This is a genomic window from Diplocloster agilis (assembly GCF_019042275.1).
Classification (GTDB): Bacteria; Bacillota; Clostridia; order Lachnospirales; family Lachnospiraceae; genus Diplocloster; species Diplocloster agilis.
The window spans coordinates 67,962-86,448 of sequence record NZ_JAHQCW010000023.1; the positions used below are offsets into that span (position 1 = coordinate 67,962).

15 protein-coding genes are annotated in these 18,487 nt (G+C 49.1%); all 15 read left to right on the top strand.

Going from position 1 to position 18,487, the window contains the following annotated elements:
* The first annotated feature begins 34 nt into the window (after nucleotides 1-34).
* The 15 genes from KTH89_RS14100 (at nucleotide 35) to ppdK (ending at nucleotide 18,480) form a co-directional block, all read left to right on the top strand.
* Nucleotides 35-1,492 carry a UDP-N-acetylmuramoyl-L-alanyl-D-glutamate--2,6-diaminopimelate ligase gene (locus KTH89_RS14100; protein WP_238722130.1) on the top strand — a complete coding sequence of 486 codons (1,458 nt, stop codon included), beginning with the start codon at nucleotides 35-37 and terminating at the stop codon, nucleotides 1,490-1,492.
* 134 nt (nucleotides 1,493-1,626) lie between these two features.
* A complete protein-coding gene (gene rplS / locus KTH89_RS14105) occupies nucleotides 1,627-1,974 on the top strand; it encodes a 50S ribosomal protein L19 (protein WP_158346383.1) in 348 nt (115 codons plus the stop codon).
* A gap of 96 nt (nucleotides 1,975-2,070) precedes the next feature.
* Nucleotides 2,071-2,649 (top strand): signal peptidase I, encoded by a 579-nt coding sequence (gene lepB, locus KTH89_RS14110; RefSeq protein ID WP_158346385.1) that lies wholly within the window; start codon nucleotides 2,071-2,073, stop codon nucleotides 2,647-2,649.
* A 26-nt stretch (nucleotides 2,650-2,675) separates the two neighbouring features.
* A complete protein-coding gene (gene ylqF, locus KTH89_RS14115; RefSeq protein WP_238722131.1) occupies nucleotides 2,676-3,578 on the top strand; it encodes a ribosome biogenesis GTPase YlqF in 903 nt (300 codons plus the stop codon).
* A gap of 69 nt (nucleotides 3,579-3,647) precedes the next feature.
* Entirely contained in the window at nucleotides 3,648-4,556 is a 909-nt protein-coding gene (lepB, locus tag KTH89_RS24995) for a signal peptidase I (protein ID WP_330656696.1), read from the top strand.
* Nucleotides 4,557-4,568: 12 nt separating this feature from the next.
* Nucleotides 4,569-5,225: a ribonuclease HII gene (locus KTH89_RS14125; RefSeq protein WP_238722132.1), complete on the top strand. Its 657-nt coding sequence runs from the start codon at nucleotides 4,569-4,571 to the stop codon at nucleotides 5,223-5,225.
* A 117-nt stretch (nucleotides 5,226-5,342) separates the two neighbouring features.
* Complete coding sequence (locus KTH89_RS14130) at nucleotides 5,343-8,264, top strand: insulinase family protein (RefSeq protein ID WP_238722133.1); 2,922 nt, start codon at nucleotides 5,343-5,345, stop codon at nucleotides 8,262-8,264.
* A gap of 146 nt (nucleotides 8,265-8,410) precedes the next feature.
* Nucleotides 8,411-9,733: a DUF4349 domain-containing protein gene (locus tag KTH89_RS14135; protein WP_238722134.1), complete on the top strand. Its 1,323-nt coding sequence runs from the start codon at nucleotides 8,411-8,413 to the stop codon at nucleotides 9,731-9,733.
* The gene (gene era, locus KTH89_RS14140) at nucleotides 9,714-10,619 is read left to right on the top strand and encodes a GTPase Era (protein ID WP_158346397.1); all 906 of its coding nucleotides are present in this window, start codon (nucleotides 9,714-9,716) and stop codon (nucleotides 10,617-10,619) included. The genes KTH89_RS14135 and era overlap by 20 nt, the downstream gene beginning before the upstream one ends.
* A 136-nt stretch (nucleotides 10,620-10,755) precedes the next feature.
* Entirely contained in the window at nucleotides 10,756-10,992 is a 237-nt protein-coding gene (locus KTH89_RS14145) for a hypothetical protein (protein ID WP_158346399.1), read from the top strand.
* Entirely contained in the window at nucleotides 10,931-11,611 is a 681-nt protein-coding gene (gene recO, locus KTH89_RS14150) for a DNA repair protein RecO (protein ID WP_238722135.1), read from the top strand. The genes KTH89_RS14145 and recO overlap by 62 nt, the downstream gene beginning before the upstream one ends.
* Before the next feature lie 747 nt (nucleotides 11,612-12,358).
* A complete protein-coding gene (locus tag KTH89_RS14155; RefSeq protein ID WP_238722136.1) occupies nucleotides 12,359-12,973 on the top strand; it encodes a hypothetical protein in 615 nt (204 codons plus the stop codon).
* A 17-nt stretch (nucleotides 12,974-12,990) separates the two neighbouring features.
* Nucleotides 12,991-14,379, top strand: a complete 1,389-nt coding sequence (locus KTH89_RS14160) for a glycine--tRNA ligase (RefSeq protein ID WP_158346405.1) — start codon at nucleotides 12,991-12,993, stop codon at nucleotides 14,377-14,379.
* Nucleotides 14,380-14,726: 347 nt separating this feature from the next.
* Nucleotides 14,727-15,491, top strand: coding sequence for a transposase (locus tag KTH89_RS14165; RefSeq protein ID WP_238722137.1), 765 nt, complete (start codon nucleotides 14,727-14,729; stop codon nucleotides 15,489-15,491).
* Between the two features lie 367 nt (nucleotides 15,492-15,858).
* Nucleotides 15,859-18,480: a pyruvate, phosphate dikinase gene (gene ppdK, locus KTH89_RS14170; RefSeq protein ID WP_158346409.1), complete on the top strand. Its 2,622-nt coding sequence runs from the start codon at nucleotides 15,859-15,861 to the stop codon at nucleotides 18,478-18,480.
* Nucleotides 18,481-18,487 lie beyond the last annotated feature (7 nt).

Consider the following 18,487-nt stretch of genomic DNA (forward strand, 5'->3'; position numbering starts at 1 on the left):
ACAGGAAGATTAGAAAACAGAGCGAGGAACCGGAATGAAGTTAATACAACTATTAGAAAACCTAAATTATACCTGCATACAGGGAGATTTGCAGTCAGACATCACAGATCTGATCTATGACTCCAGAAAGGTGACAGACGGCAGCTGTTTTTTGTGTATCAGCGGAACTGCGGTCGACGCCCACACCTTCATTCCCTCCGCCATAGAAAATGGGGCGGCGGCCATCATTGTGGAAAAACAGGTAAGCGTGCCTGATGGCATCACCGTCGTACAGGTGGAAGATACCCGGTACGCTCTGGCCATGATGTCCGCGGCCTGGTTCGGCCATCCGGCCGGCCGCATGACCACCATCGGAATCACGGGAACCAAAGGTAAAACCACCACAACCAACATGATCCGCCTCATTTTGGAAAAAGCCGGACACAAAGTGGGTACCATCGGTACATTGGGAGCCTATATTGCCGGCAAGCAGATCAAGACCAAAAACACAACGCCCGAATCCTATGAGCTGCAGTCGCTGTTTTGCCAGATGGCGGACGCCGGCTGCGCCTATGTGATTATGGAGGTATCTTCCCAGGGCTTAAAGCTCAACCGGGTAGCCGGAATTCAGTTTGACTACGGCATATACCTGAACCTTTCCGAAGATCACATCGCTCCCGGCGAGCATGAGTCTTTTGAAGAATACCGCTACTGTAAAAGCCTGCTGTTTCAGACCTGCGTTCACGGCCTGATCAACAGGGATGATCCCCACTGGCAGGAGATTCTGAAAAATCACACCTGCACGGTGGAGACCTTTGGAATGACCGGGGAATCGGATCTGTACGCCACCGACCGGGAACTGACCAAAGGCCCCGGCTTTCTGGGCAACACCTTCCGGATACACGGCCTGGCCGATGCCCGGATCGAGGTAAATATGCCCGGTAAATTCAGCACCTACAACGCCCTCGCCGCGATTCACGTATGCTGCAGACTGAATATCCCCATGGACTGCATTCAACAGGGCTTAAGAGAGGCGTCCGTACGGGGCCGGGCCGAGGTGCTCCCGGGTCCCCGGGATTTCTCCATCATTATCGACTATGCCCACAACGCCCTCAGTATGGAAAATATCCTGACTACCCTGGCGGAATATAAACCCGGCCGAATGATCTGCCTCTTCGGCGGCGGCGGAAACCGCGCCAGAAAACGTCGGTACGATATGGGCGAGATGTCCGCCAAATACGCCGACCTTACGGTGCTTACGACCGACAATCCCCGCTACGAGGAAGTGGCCGACATCAACAAAGATATCCAGAAGGGCCTGGCCAAATACAACGGCCCCTACCTGGAAATCGATGACCGCGCCGAGGCGATCCGCTACTGCATCGAACATGCGAAGCCCGACGACATGATCGTGCTGATCGGAAAAGGACACGAAGAATACCAGGACATCCGCGGCGTGAAATATCCTTTTTCCGAACGGCAGATTGTTTTGGATTATTACGGGATCGGATAACGCCTTTAAAAACAGCAAAAACCTCTTTACAGATTCATGGAAATATGGTAAAGTTAATTGCTGTGAGAAGAAAGAGATGGTCCTCTGTTACCAAAGGGTATTAAGAACATCCGAATATCAAGGAGGTTCACAACATGAACGAAATTATTAAAGGACTCGAAGCTGAGCAGGCGAAAGCAGAGCTTCCCGTATTTCACGTAGGCGATACCGTGAAAGTATACGGAAAAATCAAAGAGGGTAATCGCGAAAGAATCCAGGTGTTCGAAGGAATCGTAATGAAGAGACAGAACGGAGGAATCCGGGAAACATTTACGGTAAGAAAGAATTCCAACGGAATCGGCGTAGAAAAAACCTGGCCGCTGCATTCTCCTAACGTGGAAAAAGTGGAAGTTGTCAGACGTGGTAAAGTAAGACGTGCGAAACTGAACTACTTAAGAGGCCGTGTTGGTAAGAGAGCGAAAGTAAAAGAGCTGGTAAAATAAGAAGCCGAAATGGGGACAAGTACTTACGTATATTGTCCCCTTTTTTGATTCAATCGAAAGGTTCTTTTATAATGAAGCAGGAAGGCGGGTAGGCATATGGCCAGACGGGGCTTGACCTTTGTACAAAAGGAAAAGAAGCTGAATATGAATCTTGTGAAAAAGATTCTGGAGTGGATATTTGAAATCGCCGTGGTATTGTTCCTGGCGTTTGTGCTCGTTTATTTCTTTGGAGAAAAAGTGGTGAATGTGGGGGAATCCATGTCTCCGACTCTGGAAAATGGGGACACGGTATTGGTGAATAAGCTGAATTATTCGATTACCGGACCCAGCCGGGGAGACGTGGTAGTATTCAAACCTCATGGAAATGAAAACACCCATTATTATATAAAAAGAGTGATAGGCCTTCCCGGGGAAACCGTGGAGATCAGGGACGGAAAGATCTATATAGACGGAGAAGTCCTGGAGGAAGAGCTTGAGACGGAACCGGTCCTGGAAGCCGGAGTGGCCGCATCGCCGGTGGAGCTGGGGGAAGACGAATATTTCGTGCTGGGCGATAACCGCAATAACAGTGAGGACAGCCGGTCCGCCGATGTAGGTGACGTGCTGAAGAAGCATATGCTGGGGAAAGCCTGGTTTGTCCTGTCGCCGAAAGAACGATTTGGCTATCTGAAATAAATAGTGTAGAATGAGAGGTATAACAGATGAATGTGCAATGGTATCCGGGGCATATGACGAAAGCCAAACGGATGATGCAGGAAAATATAAAGCTGATCGATTTGATCATCGAGCTGCTGGATGCGCGGGTGCCCTTAAGCAGCCGGAACCCGGATATCGACGAACTGGGAAAGAATAAGGCCCGGCTGATTCTTTTAAATAAAGCGGATCTGGCGGATGAACGCGTGAACGATGCCTGGATGGAATATTTTAAGGCCCGGGGCTGTTTTGTGGTGAAGGTGAACGCAAAAAGCGGGGCCGGCCTGAAACAGATCCAGCCTGTGGTTCAGGAGGCCTGCCGGGAAAAGATCGAGCGGGACCGCAGAAGAGGTATCTTAAACAGACCGGTGCGTGCGATGGTGGTCGGCATCCCGAATGTGGGCAAATCCACGTTTATCAACAGCTTCGCGGGGAAAGCCTGCACAAAGACCGGAAATAAACCGGGGGTGACGAAGGGGGCCCAGTGGATCAAGCTGAACAAACAGCTGGAACTATTGGATACGCCCGGAATCCTGTGGCCAAAATTCGAAGACCAGCAGGTGGGAATGAAGCTGGCTATGATCGGTTCCATTAAGGATGAAATCCTGAACACGGAGGAATTAGCCTTGTCCTTGATCCGTTTTCTGCTGCACTGGTATCCGGAAGCGCTGGAAAAGAGATACCAGCTGGCAGATGAGTTAGCAGCCGGCACGGACCCGGTCGCTGTATTGGAGAGCGTGGCCAAAGTCCGGGGATGTCTCGTAAAGGGAAGCCAGTTTGATATTACCAAGGCTGCCGGTATTTTGCTGGATGATTATAGAAGCGGCCGCCTGGGACGGATTACCCTGGAGTTCCCGGACAGTGATGAAGTTGGCGAAAAGTCAGAGACATCAGATCCCAGGCAAGAATAGAAAACAATATTAGAATACAAGGCAACAGCAAAGATGGTTTTAGCCACTTATCAGTAAGAGGAGAAAAGGATGGCTCAGCAGGGAAGACATTTCAAACAAAAATCCGGTAAGCATACGGGCAAAAGGCAAAGAGATGAAGAACTGGATATCCGGCAGCGGCCGGATGCAGCCGACGTCCCTTTACCGGCAGCGAAACCGCCGTTAAGATCAGGCTTTGACCCAGTGACGGAACCAACGGAGGAAGCTGTCGGCTCACGGTCGGAGCGCTCGAATCCGCCCCCGTCCAGGTCCGGTTCCACTAACGTGCGCAATAGCGCCGGACCGGCAGAAAAGAAAGCAAAAGAGAAAAAACGTTCCTATAATAATGTCGATGAGGAATGGCTGGTATCGGAGTCCCCATCCAGAAAGAAAACCCATAAGAAGAATAAGAATACCAGGGGAAGAAGCGTGGTTAAGAGCCTGATCAGCTGGATACTGTATCTGGCGGTCCTGGTGGGAATCGCGTTTCTGCTGGTTCACTTTGTGGGGCAGCGCACGGAAGTCATCGGCTCGTCCATGGAGCATACGTTATACAACGGAGATAACATCATTGTGGATAAGATTTCCTACCGGTTCCACGAGCCGGAGCGGTTTGACGTGATCGTGTTTCCCTATCAGCATGAGGAAAACACCCATTATATAAAAAGGGTGATCGGTCTTCCCGGGGAGAGTGTCCGGATCGACGGGGAAGGAACGATCTTCATCAACGGGGAAGAGCTTCAGGAATCCTACGGCAGCGAAGTGATTAAGTCTCCCGGACTGGCCGCGGAAGAGATCCTGCTAGGCTCAGATGAGTATTTTGTCCTGGGGGACAACAGGAATGCCAGTGCGGACAGCAGGGACCCTCAGGTGGGAAACGTGAAAAGAGATACGATTATCGGCAAGGCCTGGCTTAGAATCTGGCCACTGAATAAAATAGAATTTATCAGACACCAATAGAGGCGGTAGAAAATGAATAGCGAAGAACGACAGAGAAAAAAAGAGGAAAAACTGGAAAAAGAAATGGCGCGGCTGGAAGAAATGTGCGTCTATGAAAAACAGTACGCGGACAGAGGCTATATCTGCGGAATCGATGAGGTGGGCCGCGGCCCCTTAGCCGGGCCGGTAGTGGCGGCAGCGGTTATATTACCGAAGGACTGCCGGATTTTGTATGTGAATGACTCCAAAAAATTAAGTGAAAAGAAGCGGGAGCTTCTCTTTGACGAGATCATGGATCAGGCGGTCGCGGTGGAAGTGGGATTTGCAAGCCACGAGAGAATCGATAAGATCAATATATTACAGGCGACCTATGAGGCCATGCGCATGGCGGTAAAAAATCTGAAGGTGCGCCCGGATCTGCTGTTAAATGATGCGGTTACCATACCGGGGATTGATATTGAGCAGGTCCCGATCATCAAAGGAGACGCTAAAAGCATATCCATAGCGGCGGCCAGCATCATAGCCAAGGTGACAAGGGACCGGCTGATGGTGGAATATGACAAGCTGTTTCCTTACTATCATTTCAAGGATAATAAGGGATACGGAACGCAGGTACACAGGGAAGCCTTGGAAAAGATCGGACCGTGTGCCATACATAGAAAGACATTTATCAAAAATTTTGTGGCATAGCCGGAAAACAATATGGCTAAACTATATAGGAACGCGCGGCAGTGCCGTACGCCCGCCCGAAGGACTTGTCTTTTCAATGTCCGGATGGATAAAAAAAGCATGAAGGGATGGAAATAAATGACAATTCAGGATGTAAAAGCCTATGATATCTTAGAGGACCGGGAGGTAAAGGATCTGAAGTCCAGAGGCTTTCTGCTGAAGCATAAAAAAAGCGGAGCAAAGCTGCTGATTCTATCAAACGATGATGAAAATAAGGTGTTCAGTATCGGATTCAGGACGCCCCCGGAAGACAGCACCGGCCTGCCCCATATTTTGGAGCACTCCGTACTGTGCGGTTCCAGAAATTTTCCGGCCAAGGACCCGTTTGTGGAATTGGTGAAGGGATCCCTGAATACATTTTTGAATGCCATGACCTACCCGGATAAGACCGTGTACCCCGTGGCCAGCTGCAATGACAAAGATTTTCAGAATCTGATGCATGTGTACATGGACGCGGTTTTCTATCCCAATATATATAAGAAAGAAGAGATATTCCGGCAGGAAGGCTGGCATTACGAGCTGGAGAGCACCGAAGGGCCGCTGAAAGTCAACGGGGTTGTCTATAATGAGATGAAAGGGGCGTTTTCCTCACCGGAAGATGTACTGGACCGGGAAGTGCTCCGTTCCCTGTTCCCGGATACATCCTACGCCAACGAGTCCGGCGGAGATCCGGAATGCATCCCGGATCTGACCTATGAGCAGTTTTTGAATTTTCATAAAAAATATTATCATCCCTCCAACAGTTTCCTGTATCTGTACGGTGATATGGATGTAGCGGAGAAGCTTAACTGGCTGGACCGGGAATATTTAAGCGCGTTTGACGCGGTCCCGGTGGACTCCGCGATCCGGTATCAGAAGCCGTTTGACAAACCGGTGGAAGTCACCAGGGAGTATTCGATCACGGAGGCCGAGTCCACCAAGGACCAGACCTATCTTTCCTATAGCACGGTAGTGGATACCAGCCTGAATAAGGAGCTGTATTTGGCATTTCAAGTGTTGGAGTACGCCCTCTTAGCTGCTCCGGGAGCGCCGCTTAAGCAGGCGCTGATCGATGCGGGTATCGGCAAAGACGTGATGGGCTCCTATGACGAAGGGGTCTATCAGCCGACCTTCAGCATAATCTCGAAAAACGCCAACCCGGAGCAAAAGGAAGAGTTCCTTAAAACAATCCGGGATACCCTCTCAGCCATCGTGGAAAAGGGGATGGATAAGCAGGCGCTGCTGGCCGGAATCAATTATTACGAATTCCGTTTCCGGGAGGCAGACTTCGGCAATTATCCAAAAGGCCTGATGTACGGGCTGCAGGCCTTCGACAGCTGGCTGTACGATGAAAATCAGCCGTTTATGCATCTGGAAGCGCTGGATACGTTCCGCTTTTTAAAGGAGCAGGTGGGCAGAGGATACTATGAACAGCTGATCCAGAAATATCTGATTGAAAATACCCATGCCTCTGTCGTCATGATCGTTCCCCGGCAGGGACTGACCGCGCAGATGGATCAGAAAACAGCCGATCAGCTGGAAACATACAGACAATCCCTGGATGAAGCCAGATTACAGCAGATGGTTCAGGATACGATCCACCTGGAGGAATACCAAAGCGAGGAGACTCCTGCGGAGGATCTGGAGAAGATTCCCATGCTGCGCAGAGAGGATATCGGCAGGAAAGCGCTGCCCTTATGCAACGAGGAGCAGACCCTTTCGGGTATGCCGGTTTTGTATCATGAACTCTTTACCAACGGGATCGCCTATATCAATCTGGTATTTGACACTTGTCACGTGCCGGATGAGCTGCTTCCCTATCTGGGGCTGTTAAAATCCGTATTGGGTTATATGGATACGGAAAATTACAGCTACGCGGAACTGTTTAATGTGATCAACATCCATTCCGGCGGTATTTATACGGCGCTGAACCCTTACGCGGATGTAAAAGATCCGGATCAATACAAGGGCACGCTGCAGGTGAAAGCCAAGGTGCTGTATGAAAAGCTGGATTTTGCATTTACCATGATACGGGAAATCCTGTTTGCCACAGATCTGTCGGATGACAAACGCCTGTATGAAATTATCGCACAGGTCAAATCCAGGCTGCAGATGGGCCTGACCGGCAACGGGCATTCGACGGCGGCCATCCGGGCCATGTCCTATTTCTCCCCGTCGGCTTATTTTAACGACTGTGTGGGCGGGATCGGGCTCTACCGCCTGGTGGAGAGTATCGAAAGCGACTTTGAAGCGCAAAAAGACGGCCTGAAAGAAAAATTGCGTCAGCTGATGCACCTGATCTTCCGTCCTGAGAATCTGCTGGTAGATTATACGGCGGAGAGAGAAGGGCTGCCAGGACTTGAGGAAGAGATCGGTAAGCTGAGCGCTTTCTTATATCAGGACCCGGCGGAAAAATGCAGCCAGCAGTTCCGGGTGAACACATTAAACGAAGGCTTCAAGACTTCCGCGCAGGTGCAATACGTAGCCAGAGCGGGAAACTTTGTGCGCAGGGGCTATGAATATACGGGCGCTTTGAAAATATTAAAAGTAATACTGAGCTATGACTATCTGTGGATCAACATCCGGGTAAAAGGCGGCGCATACGGATGCATGAGCGGGTTTAACCGGGTGGGAGACGGTTATCTGGTGTCCTACCGGGATCCGAACCTGAAGAAAACCAATGAGATCTTCGAGGGGACCGTGGATTTTGTGAAGAACTTTACGGTCAGCGACCGTGATATGACAAAATATATCATCGGTACCATCGGGGATCTGGACAGTCCGCTGACACCCTCATCCAAGGGAAACCGTTCCATGACGGCATATTTAAGCAATCTGACCTACGAGGATATACAAAAGGAGCGGGAGCAGGTGCTGACGGCTACGGAGGAGAGTATCCGGAAGCTTTCAGGAATCATCGAAGCGATTCTGGCCGACGGCGATATCTGTGTCCTCGGAAATGAAACTCGGTTGGAAGAGCAAAAGGAGATGTTTGCAACTTTATGTAATTTGTTTTCCTGATTCGGTCTTGCCGCGTATGATTGAAAGCGCGGAGCCTGGAACGCAGTCTCTTGATCTGAGGAAAGAGCAAGGGGCCTGTCCAAGCTTACGGATCTAAGAAGGAAGCCCGGAGCCTGTCCTGGCTCCTGATCAAAGGAGGATGCGGTATGAAAAAGCGATGTCTGGCAATTGGAGTAAGTGTAGCGTTAGGTCTCATGATGCTTGCAGGCTGTGGTTCTAAGTCCAGTTCTTCGGTGAAAAATGAGTTTTCCGACGCAAAGTCGTCCGCGGCTTATGATGCCGCCGCACCGGCCCAGGGAGTGGGAGAGGCGGCGGAGATGCCGGCGGCTGAGCCGGAGGAGGGACAGGCGCAGGAGTTAACCGAGAACGCGGCCGAGAGCAGAAAACTGATCAAAACCGTATATCTGGATATGGAGACCCGCAATTTTGATGAAATGATTGTCAATATTTCGGAAAAGGTCGAGGAACTGGGCGGCTATCTGGAGCAATCGCAGGTGCAGGGAAGCGGTTACAACCAGGAAAACGGCAGGCGATATGCCAGTATGGTAGCCCGTGTCCCGGCAGCGAAGCTGAACGGCTTTGTAGATCAGGTATCCGGGATGGGAAATGTGATCAACAAGCAGGAATCCGTGGAGGACGTCACCTTATCCTATGTGGATGTGGAAAGCAGAATCAACGCGCTGAAAGTAGAGCAGCAGCGTCTGACGGAGCTGCTCGCCCAGGCAGAGAGCGTGGATGCGATCATCGCGTTAGAGAGCAGGCTGTCGGAAGTGCGCTACGAGCTGGAGTCTTATGAATCCCAGCTCCGTACATATGATAACCAGGTGGATTACAGTACCGTTAGTATGAATATCCAGGAAGTAGAGCGGATCACCCAGACGAAGCAGGATACGGTGCTGGAGCGGATCAGCAGCGGCCTGTCGGATAATTTCTATAATCTGGGCCAGGGGCTGTTGAATTTCTTCATTTGGTTCGTGGTGTCGCTGCCCTATATCTTACTTCTGGCAGTAATCGGGCTGATCGTTTGGCTTGTACTGCACATTTCAACCCGCAGACATCGGAAGAAAATGGAGGCCCGCAGGCAGAACATGCAGCATCCGCAGCCTATGCCGCCGCAGAGCCAGGCGCGGGGAGGAAGACAGCCGCAGCAGGTACCGCCGCAGGGCGCACAGCCGCAGGGTGCGGGAGTGCCAAAGGAGCAGATGCCGCCAAAGAGAGCGGGAGAGTCCCAGGAGCCGCAGCAGGTACCGCCAAAGAAAGCGGGAGAGTCCCAGAAGCCGCAGCAGATACCGCCAAAGAGAGAGGGAGAGTCCCAGGAGCTGCAGCAGGTACCGCCAAAGAAAGCGGGTGAGTCCCAAGAACCGCATCAGATTCCGCCGCAGAAGCAAGAACCTGATGTAACTTCGGAGACGGTTATCCCAGACAAAACAGATAAAGAGAAGGAAAAAGATGGAGAATCAAAATTATAAATCCGGGTTTGTAACGCTGATCGGGCGGCCCAATGTAGGAAAATCAACATTAATGAACCGGCTGATCGGTCAGAAGATCGCAATCACATCGAAGAAGCCCCAGACCACCAGGAACAGAATCCAGACGGTATATACCAGTGAGAAGGGACAGATCGTATTCGTAGACACGCCGGGCATCCACAAAGCCAAGAATAAGCTGGGAGAATACATGGTCCGGGTAGCGGAGCGTACCTTCGACGAGGTGGACGTGATCCTATGGCTGGTAGAACCCACCACATTTATCGGCGCGGGAGAGCAGCACATCGCCCGCCAGCTGGCCGGTGCGCGGGTGCCGGTCATTCTGGTGATCAATAAGACCGACGCGGTAAAAAAAGAAGAGATATTAAAAGCCATAGAAGCGTACCGGAAGCTTTTAGATTTCGCGGAAATCGTCCCGGCCAGCGCGTTAAAAGGAGATAACACCGATACGATCATCGATGTGATCTACCAATACCTGCCATATGGCCCCCAGTTCTTTGATGAAGACACCATCACGGATCAGCCCATGCGTCAGATCGTGGCAGAGCTGATCCGGGAAAAAGCCCTGAACAGTCTGGACGAAGAGATCCCCCATGGAATCGCGGTGTCCATAGAAAAGATGAAAGACCGGGGCCAAAATCTGGTTGACATCGAGGCAACCATCATCTGCGAGCGGGATTCCCACAAAGGAATCATAATCGGAAAAAGCGGCGCGATGCTAAAAAAGATCGGAAGCGCCGCCCGCTATGAGATCGAAAAGCTGTTGGAAAAGAAAGTAAATCTGCAGCTCTGGGTAAAGGTCAAAAAAGACTGGCGGGACAGCGATTTCCTGATCAAAAATTTCGGATATGACAAAAAAGAAATCTGAACATACACACCCATTGCGACGAATGTCAAGGGTATTTTATAAAAAATAACTGGTAGTTTTATTCAGTATATCCTGGCGCATTTCGGAGAATCTAAAAGTATACAGGAACTTACCATATACAAAAGGGGGATTCGATATGCGTTGCGAGGAAGGCTGGAATCGGTTCAAAAATACGGGAAGTATCTATGATTATCTGCGGTATAAAGCAATAGAGCTCCCGCAGAATACGGCAAATACGGCCGCAGTAAACACAGCGGCGGCAGATATAGCAGCGACAAATACGGCAGGAAGCCGGGCAGGTGACGGCAGTTATGAGACAGCCAATAACTATGACAGGTATGGTACTGTCAGCGTTCCCTATGGGGGAATTTGACAAACGGGTAGTGATACTTACAAAAGAAAGAGGAAAGATTACTGCATTTGCAAGAGGCGCCAGGCGGCAGAACAGCGTCCTGCTGGCAGCGACCAATCCTTTTTCTTTTGGCATGTTTACATTCTTCGAGGGAAGAACCGCATATACGCTCACACAAGCGCAGATCACCAATTATTTCATCGAACTCTCCCAGGATCTGGAGGGAGCCTGCTATGGGTTCTATTTTATGGAATTCGCAGATTATTATACACGGGAAAACAACGATGAGGTGCTGATGTTAAAACTACTATATCAGTCCCTTCGCGCGCTCCTGAACGGACACATTCCCAACCGCCTGGTCCGGTACATATTCGAAATCAAAGCCATGGTCGTAAACGGAGAATTCCCCGGAATCCGTGAAGACCTTACCCTAAGCGAGGCGGCCAGATACACGATCCAGTTCATCCAGTCCTCCCCGGTTGAAAAGCTATACACCTTCACCGTATCCGACCAGGTGTTAAACGAGCTGGCAAAAATGATGAAGCGATACCTGTCCCTCTATATAGACCGAACCTTCAAATCCCTCAAAATCCTGGAACAGTGCACCACCTACAGCCCTCCCCCAAAAACAGATTCCTAAAATTCCATATCGGCTATATTTTAACCAACAATAAGGCAGCAAAGGCAGGAGCGGATCAGCAAAAAGGCTGACCGCTCCTGTCCTTATACTTAACAGTAACCCATGTATACATGCCCTCCTAGTGTATTCGCAGCATTCGCTGCTCCATAATGCATACTTAACAATACCCACTAATACATGCCCTTCAGGCCTATTCGCAACATTTGCTGCTCAATAATGTATACCAAAGAAAAGACATCAGACCATGGAACCCAGTCTGCTTTAACGCAGGGAGGAGATGGGATGGGCGGGGGCTTGGGGGCAAAGCTGCAAATCTCGCGGGGGCAAATCGCTTGAGGCCGTGCCTTAGAACGGGTTACGCAGAAGAGGGCGAAACCTCGCAGGACCCGGGGCACTGTTTGAGCCGCTTTTTGGCGAGTTTGCCCCGGGTCCTGCTAATAAGAGGTTTCGTCCTCTTCGGAGTTACCCGTTCTTAGGCACAGCCGAAGCGATTTGCCCCCGCGAGATTTGCAGCTTTGCCCCCAAGCCCCCGCCCATCCCATCTCCTCCCGTCTCATAAAACAAGTAAGCCGCCCATCCCCATGAAACAGACAGGAATGACGTGAGGAATGATGGGAATAATTATTTGTTGAAATTAGAGGGGATAGAGGGTATAATAGACGGGAGTTATTGCTGCGCGGTCCGCCGCGGGCGAAGGGTTTCATAAAAGAAGCTCTATTTTAAAGACGATTACTAGGAGGAATTGACATGAGAAAATGGTGTTTGGCACTGGCCATCCTGATGACCTGTGTCTTTACTGCCGGATGCTCTGCGAAATTATCGGACCTTAATGAGGACACTGTTTACATACAGAAGAAGGGTCAGATTACCGGAGTGATTGTGGAGGATTTTACAAAACAATACTACGACGCAGAGGAACTGCAGGATATGCTGAAACAGGAGATAACCGATTACAATACGGAAAGCGGCAGAGAATGTGTGACCCTGCAAAGTTACGAGGTCAAGGACGGAATCGTGAGGGTTCTGATCGATTATGTGGACGCAGACTGCTATGGGAAGTTTAACGGAGTGGATTTTTTTGCGGGTCTGTATCCCGGGATCGAGGAATATGATTTACCGGATACGATGATTAAGGTGAAGGACAACAGCAGCGTGTCCATGGCGGAAGTACAGAGCGAGGCCGAGGAAAAAGGATACCATGCGGCTGTCGTATCGGAAAAGACCGATGTAAAAGTGACGTCCAAAATACTCTATATCAGTGAGAATATGGAACTGGTTGATAAAACTACGGCAAGAGTTGTAGTAGATGAAACGGATGAGAATAAAGATACAAAAGAGTTAGCTTTTATTATTTATAAATAAGAGGAGATAGTGCAGAAATGGAAAAGACAATGGAAAAAATCGTAGCCCTGGCAAAAGCGAGAGGATTTGTATATCCGGGATCGGAGATTTACGGAGGCCTGGCGAACACCTGGGATTATGGAAATCTGGGTGTAGAGTTAAAGAATAATGTGAAAAAAGCCTGGTGGCAGAAATTTATCCAGGAAAATCCCTATAATGTAGGGGTGGACTGTGCGATTCTGATGAATCCCCAGACCTGGGTGGCATCCGGACATCTGGGAGGCTTCTCTGACCCGCTGATGGATTGTAAAGAGTGCCATGAGCGTTTCCGTGCGGATAAGATTATCGAGGATTACAATCAGGAGAACGGCATTGAGATCGAGGGTTCCGTGGACGCCTGGTCCCAGACACAGATGAAGGAATACATCGAGGAGCACAACATAGCCTGCCCCAGCTGCGGAAAGCATAATTTTACGGATATCCGCCAGTTTAACCTGATGTTCAAGACTTTCCAGGGTGTCACAGAGGATGCCAAGAATACGGTTTACCTGCGTCCCGAGACTGCACAGGGTATATTCGTAAACTTTAAGAATGTACAGAGAACTTCCCGGAAGAAGATCCCGTTTGGTATCGGCCAGATCGGAAAATCCTTCCGTAATGAGATCACGCCCGGAAACTTTACTTTCCGGACCAGGGAATTCGAACAGATGGAGCTGGAATTTTTCTGTGAACCGGATACGGATCTGGAATGGTTCGCCTACTGGAAACAGTTCTGCATCGACTGGTTAAAAGCCCTGGGTATGAAAGAAGAAGAGATGAGGGTGCGGGATCACGACAAGGAGGAGTTGTCCTTCTACAGCAAGGCGACCACCGATATCGAGTTCTTATTCCCCTTTGGCTGGGGCGAACTGTGGGGAATCGCAGACCGTACCGACTACGACTTAACCCAGCACCAGAATACCTCCGGCGAAGATATGTCTTACTTTGACGATGAAAAGAAAACAAAATATGTTCCCTATGTCATCGAGCCCTCCCTGGGTGCCGACCGTGTGGTTCTGGCTTTCCTGTGCGGAGCCTACGATGAAGAGGAGCTGGAAGGCGGAGATATGCGTACCGTCCTGCATTTCCACCCGGCCCTGGCTCCGGTTAAGATCGGCGTACTCCCTCTGTCCAAGAAGCTGGGCGAAGGCGCGGAAAAGATCTACCAGGAACTGAGCAAATACTATAACTGCGAATACGATGACCGCGGAAACATCGGCAAACGCTACCGCCGCCAGGATGAGATCGGCACTCCATTCTGTATCACCTACGATTTCGATTCCGAGACCGACGGCGCAGTAACAGTCCGGGATCGTGATACCATGGCTCAGGAGCGCATCCGAATCGAAGACCTGAAACAATACTTTGAAGATAAACTCAGATTCTAAACAAAAGGGACAAAAAGGGACATGTCCATTCCAGTTTGGGACATGTCCATTTCGGTTTGGGACATGTCCAAATGGTCAAGTTCAAGCGGTCTGGTCTAATTGTCTTTGATCCGCTGATAGCGCTCGTTCCATCTACACACAATTATTTCATATGTTGTTAAGACTGTGATTTGGAACGAGCCGGCGGAAGACGGTTTGAGATATTCCCGACATTCTATTTCTTCTATTCATAAATCCATAGTTGAAAAATCCAATATTTAAACGATCAGTGAATACTCTTATTTCTCCCGGCTAATATACAGAGCCTCATAATTTTACCGCTCTGTCTAAAAAAGGAGATGATACGTATGGCTCGAACCGCGCGGCCTGTCAGTAGAACAGGAATCTATCATGTGATGATGCGGGGAGTAAACAAAGAAGCGGTATTTGCACAAGAATCTGACAAAAAAGTGTTAAGGCACTTATTTTATGCTAAAAAAAGTAGTCTGGAAGTAGTGATCTACAGCTACTGTATTATGAACAATCATTTCCACATGCTGATGCAGTGTCCAATGGAGGATCTTTCGAAATTTTTTCACCTCGCAGTCGGTGCTTATGCGATTTATTACAATAAAACAAAGGACAGATCCGGGCATGTTTTTGATAACCGGTACAAAAGCGAGTGCGTCGAAGAGGAAAGCTATTTCTGGAATTGTCTGCGTTATATCCATAATAATCCCTGCAAAGCCGGTCTGACTGATATCCCACATCAATATATCTACAGCAGTTTTCAAGAATATCTGAATCAAAAGTCTTACATTTTACATCCCAAAGCGATACAATTATATAGACAGCATTTTGGATCAGAGAAAGCATTTAGAGAGTTTCATCAAGGCAATAGCTTGAATAGCTTTTTGGATACGCAGGAGGATCTGTTCCGGCAGCAGACAGAGGTGGCCCGTATGTTGTTGCGGCATGTGACGGAGGAAGAGAAGATACCTTCTGAAGAGAATATTTGGCTGAATAGTAAACTCAAAAAAGTTCTGAGGGAGAGACTGATCGAAACATTAGGAATCTCGAAGGACAAAGCGGACTCCTTGATGAAAATGATTGTATTTAGCGAAACGAACTAAATCACAAAGAATGAAACATCTAGAATACGGTTACGAAACAAGATTGCCGGGAATGATTCATATTGGAGATTGGATTCTTAGGATTAAATGAAAGAAATCGCCTGAAAGATAATAAATAGTGAAAAGGCAACGAAATAGACATGTCCCAAACTGAAATGGACATGTCCCAAACCGGAATGTACATGTCCCAAACCGAAATGGACATGTCCCCAAACGCAAATTTTAGGCCTGTCCGAAAAAAGTTATTGAATTCTGAAATTATTATGTTACAATAAATATGTGCGCTTATTAGACAGGTGCATAATACTGCCAATATAGGACTTTTAGTTCTATACAAATATACAATATTTTAGGAGGAATTAAGAAAATGGCAAAATGGGTTTATTTATTCAAAGAAGGTAATGCCGACATGAGAAACCTTCTTGGTGGAAAAGGTGCCAACTTAGCTGAGATGACAAATCTCGGTCTGCCGATCCCGCAGGGTTTCACTGTAACGACAGAAGCTTGTACGGAATACTATAACAGCGGCAAGAAAATTACAGATGAGATTCAGAATCAGATCTTTGAGTCACTTGCATGGCTGGAAGAGCATCAGGGTAAGAAATTCGGTGATACGGAAGATCCGTTACTGGTTTCTGTACGTTCCGGTGCGCGTGCATCCATGCCTGGTATGATGGATACGATCCTGAACCTGGGCTTAAATGATGTGGCGGTAGAAGGCTTCGCTAAAAAAACGGGCAATGCCAGATTTGCATACGACTCTTACAGAAGATTTATTCAGATGTTCTCCGACGTTGTTATGGAGATTCCGAAGTCTCATTTCGAGAGAATCTTAGATCAGGAGAAAGAGAAGAAAGGTGCGAAATTCGATACCGATCTGACCGCTGACGATCTGAAAGAAATCATCAATCTGTTCAAAAATATCTACAAAGATGCCATGGGAGAGGAATTCCCTCAGGATCCCAAGGTTCAGTTGATGGAAGCTGTAAAAGCTGTGTTCCGTTCCTGGGACAACCCTCGTGCCATTGTTTACAGAAGAATGAATGATATCCCTGGTGATTGGGGAACCGCTGTTAACGTACAGTGCATGGTATTCGGTAACATGGGTAATACCTCCGGTACCGGTGTTGCATTTACCCGTAACCCTTCCACGGGAGCAAAAGGTATCTATGGTGAATACCTGATCAATGCTCAGGGTGAAGACGTTGTTGCCGGTGTTCGTACTCCCCAGCCGATTACCAAGCTGGAGCAGGATATGCCTGAGTGCTACGAGCAGTTCATGGCGATCGCCAACAAACTGGAAGATCACTACAGAGATATGCAGGATATGGAATTTACCATCCAGGAAGGAAAATTATACTTCCTGCAGACCCGTAACGGTAAGAGAACCGCTCCGGCCGCTATTCAGATCGCTTGTGACCTGGTAGACGAAGGTAAGATCACTCCGGAAGAAGCTGTTATCAGAATTGAAGCAAAATCCCTGGATCAGTTACTGCATCCGACCTTTGATAAAGACGCGTTAAAGGCTGGAAAAGTAATCGGTTCCGCTCTGCCGGCATCTCCTGGTGCTGCAGCAGGTAAAGTATACTTCACCGCTGATGAAGCAAAAGCTGCTCATGAGAAAGGTGAAAGAGTTATCCTGGTTCGTCTGGAGACCTCTCCGGAAGATATCGAGGGTATGCACGCAGCAGAAGGTATCCTGACCGTTCGCGGCGGTATGACCTCTCATGCAGCTGTTGTTGCCCGTGGTATGGGAACCGCTTGTGTATCCGGATGCGGCGAGATCACCATCAATGAAGAAGCCAAAGTATTTGAGTTGGGCGGAGAGACCATCCATGAGGGAGATTACATTTCCTTAGACGGTTCTACCGGAAATATCTACTTAGGCGATATCAAGACGGTTGAAGCTTCCGTAGGCGGAAACTTTGCCAGAATTATGGAATGGGCTGACCAGTTCAGAACTCTGAGAGTTCGTACTAACGCAGATACCCCTGCAGATACCCTGAACGCTGTAAAATTAGGCGCGGAAGGTATCGGCCTTTGCCGTACCGAGCATATGTTCTTTGATCCGGAAAGAATTCCGAAGATCCGTAAGATGATCCTTTCCGATAGTGTAGAAGCCAGAGAAGAAGCGCTCAATGAGCTGATTCCTTTCCAGAAAGGTGACTTCAAGGCTATGTACGAAGCACTGGAAGGACGGCCGATGACCGTTCGTTACCTGGATCCCCCGCTTCATGAGTTCGTTCCCACCTCCGCAGAGGACATCGCAGCCCTGGCAGCGGACATGGGCCTGACTCCTGAGCAGGTTAAGGCAAAATGCGACGAGCTGCATGAGTTCAACCCGATGATGGGCCACAGAGGCTGCCGTCTGGCTGTAACTTATCCGGAAATCGCTAAGATGCAGACCAGAGCCGTAATGGAAGCAGCCATCGAAGTGAAGGCAGAAAAAGGTTATGATATCGTTCCTGAAATCATGATCCCTCTGGTAGGCGAGAAGAAAGAATTAAAATTTGTCAAAGACATTGTTGTAGAGACAGCGGAAGCTGTTAAGAAGGAAAAAGGCTCCGATATCGAGTACCACATCGGTACCATGATCGAGATCCCCAGAGCTGCCCTGTTAGCAGACGAGATCGCTGAGGAAGCTGAATTCTTCTCCTTCGGAACCAACGATTTAACACAGATGACCTTCGGATTCTCCCGTGATGACGCAGGCAAGTTCCTGGATGCTTACTACAAGGCTAAGATCTATGAATCCGATCCTTTCGCAAGACTGGATCAGTCAGGTGTTGGCAAGCTTGTGAAGATGGCGGCTGAAAAAGGACGCGCAACCCGTCCGGATCTGAAACTGGGAATCTGCGGCGAGCACGGCGGAGATCCTTCTTCCGTAGAGTTCTGCCACAAGATTGGCCTGAACTATGTATCCTGCTCACCTTTCCGTGTACCGATCGCAAGACTGGCAGCGGCTCAGGCAGCACTGAACAACAAATAAGAATAAG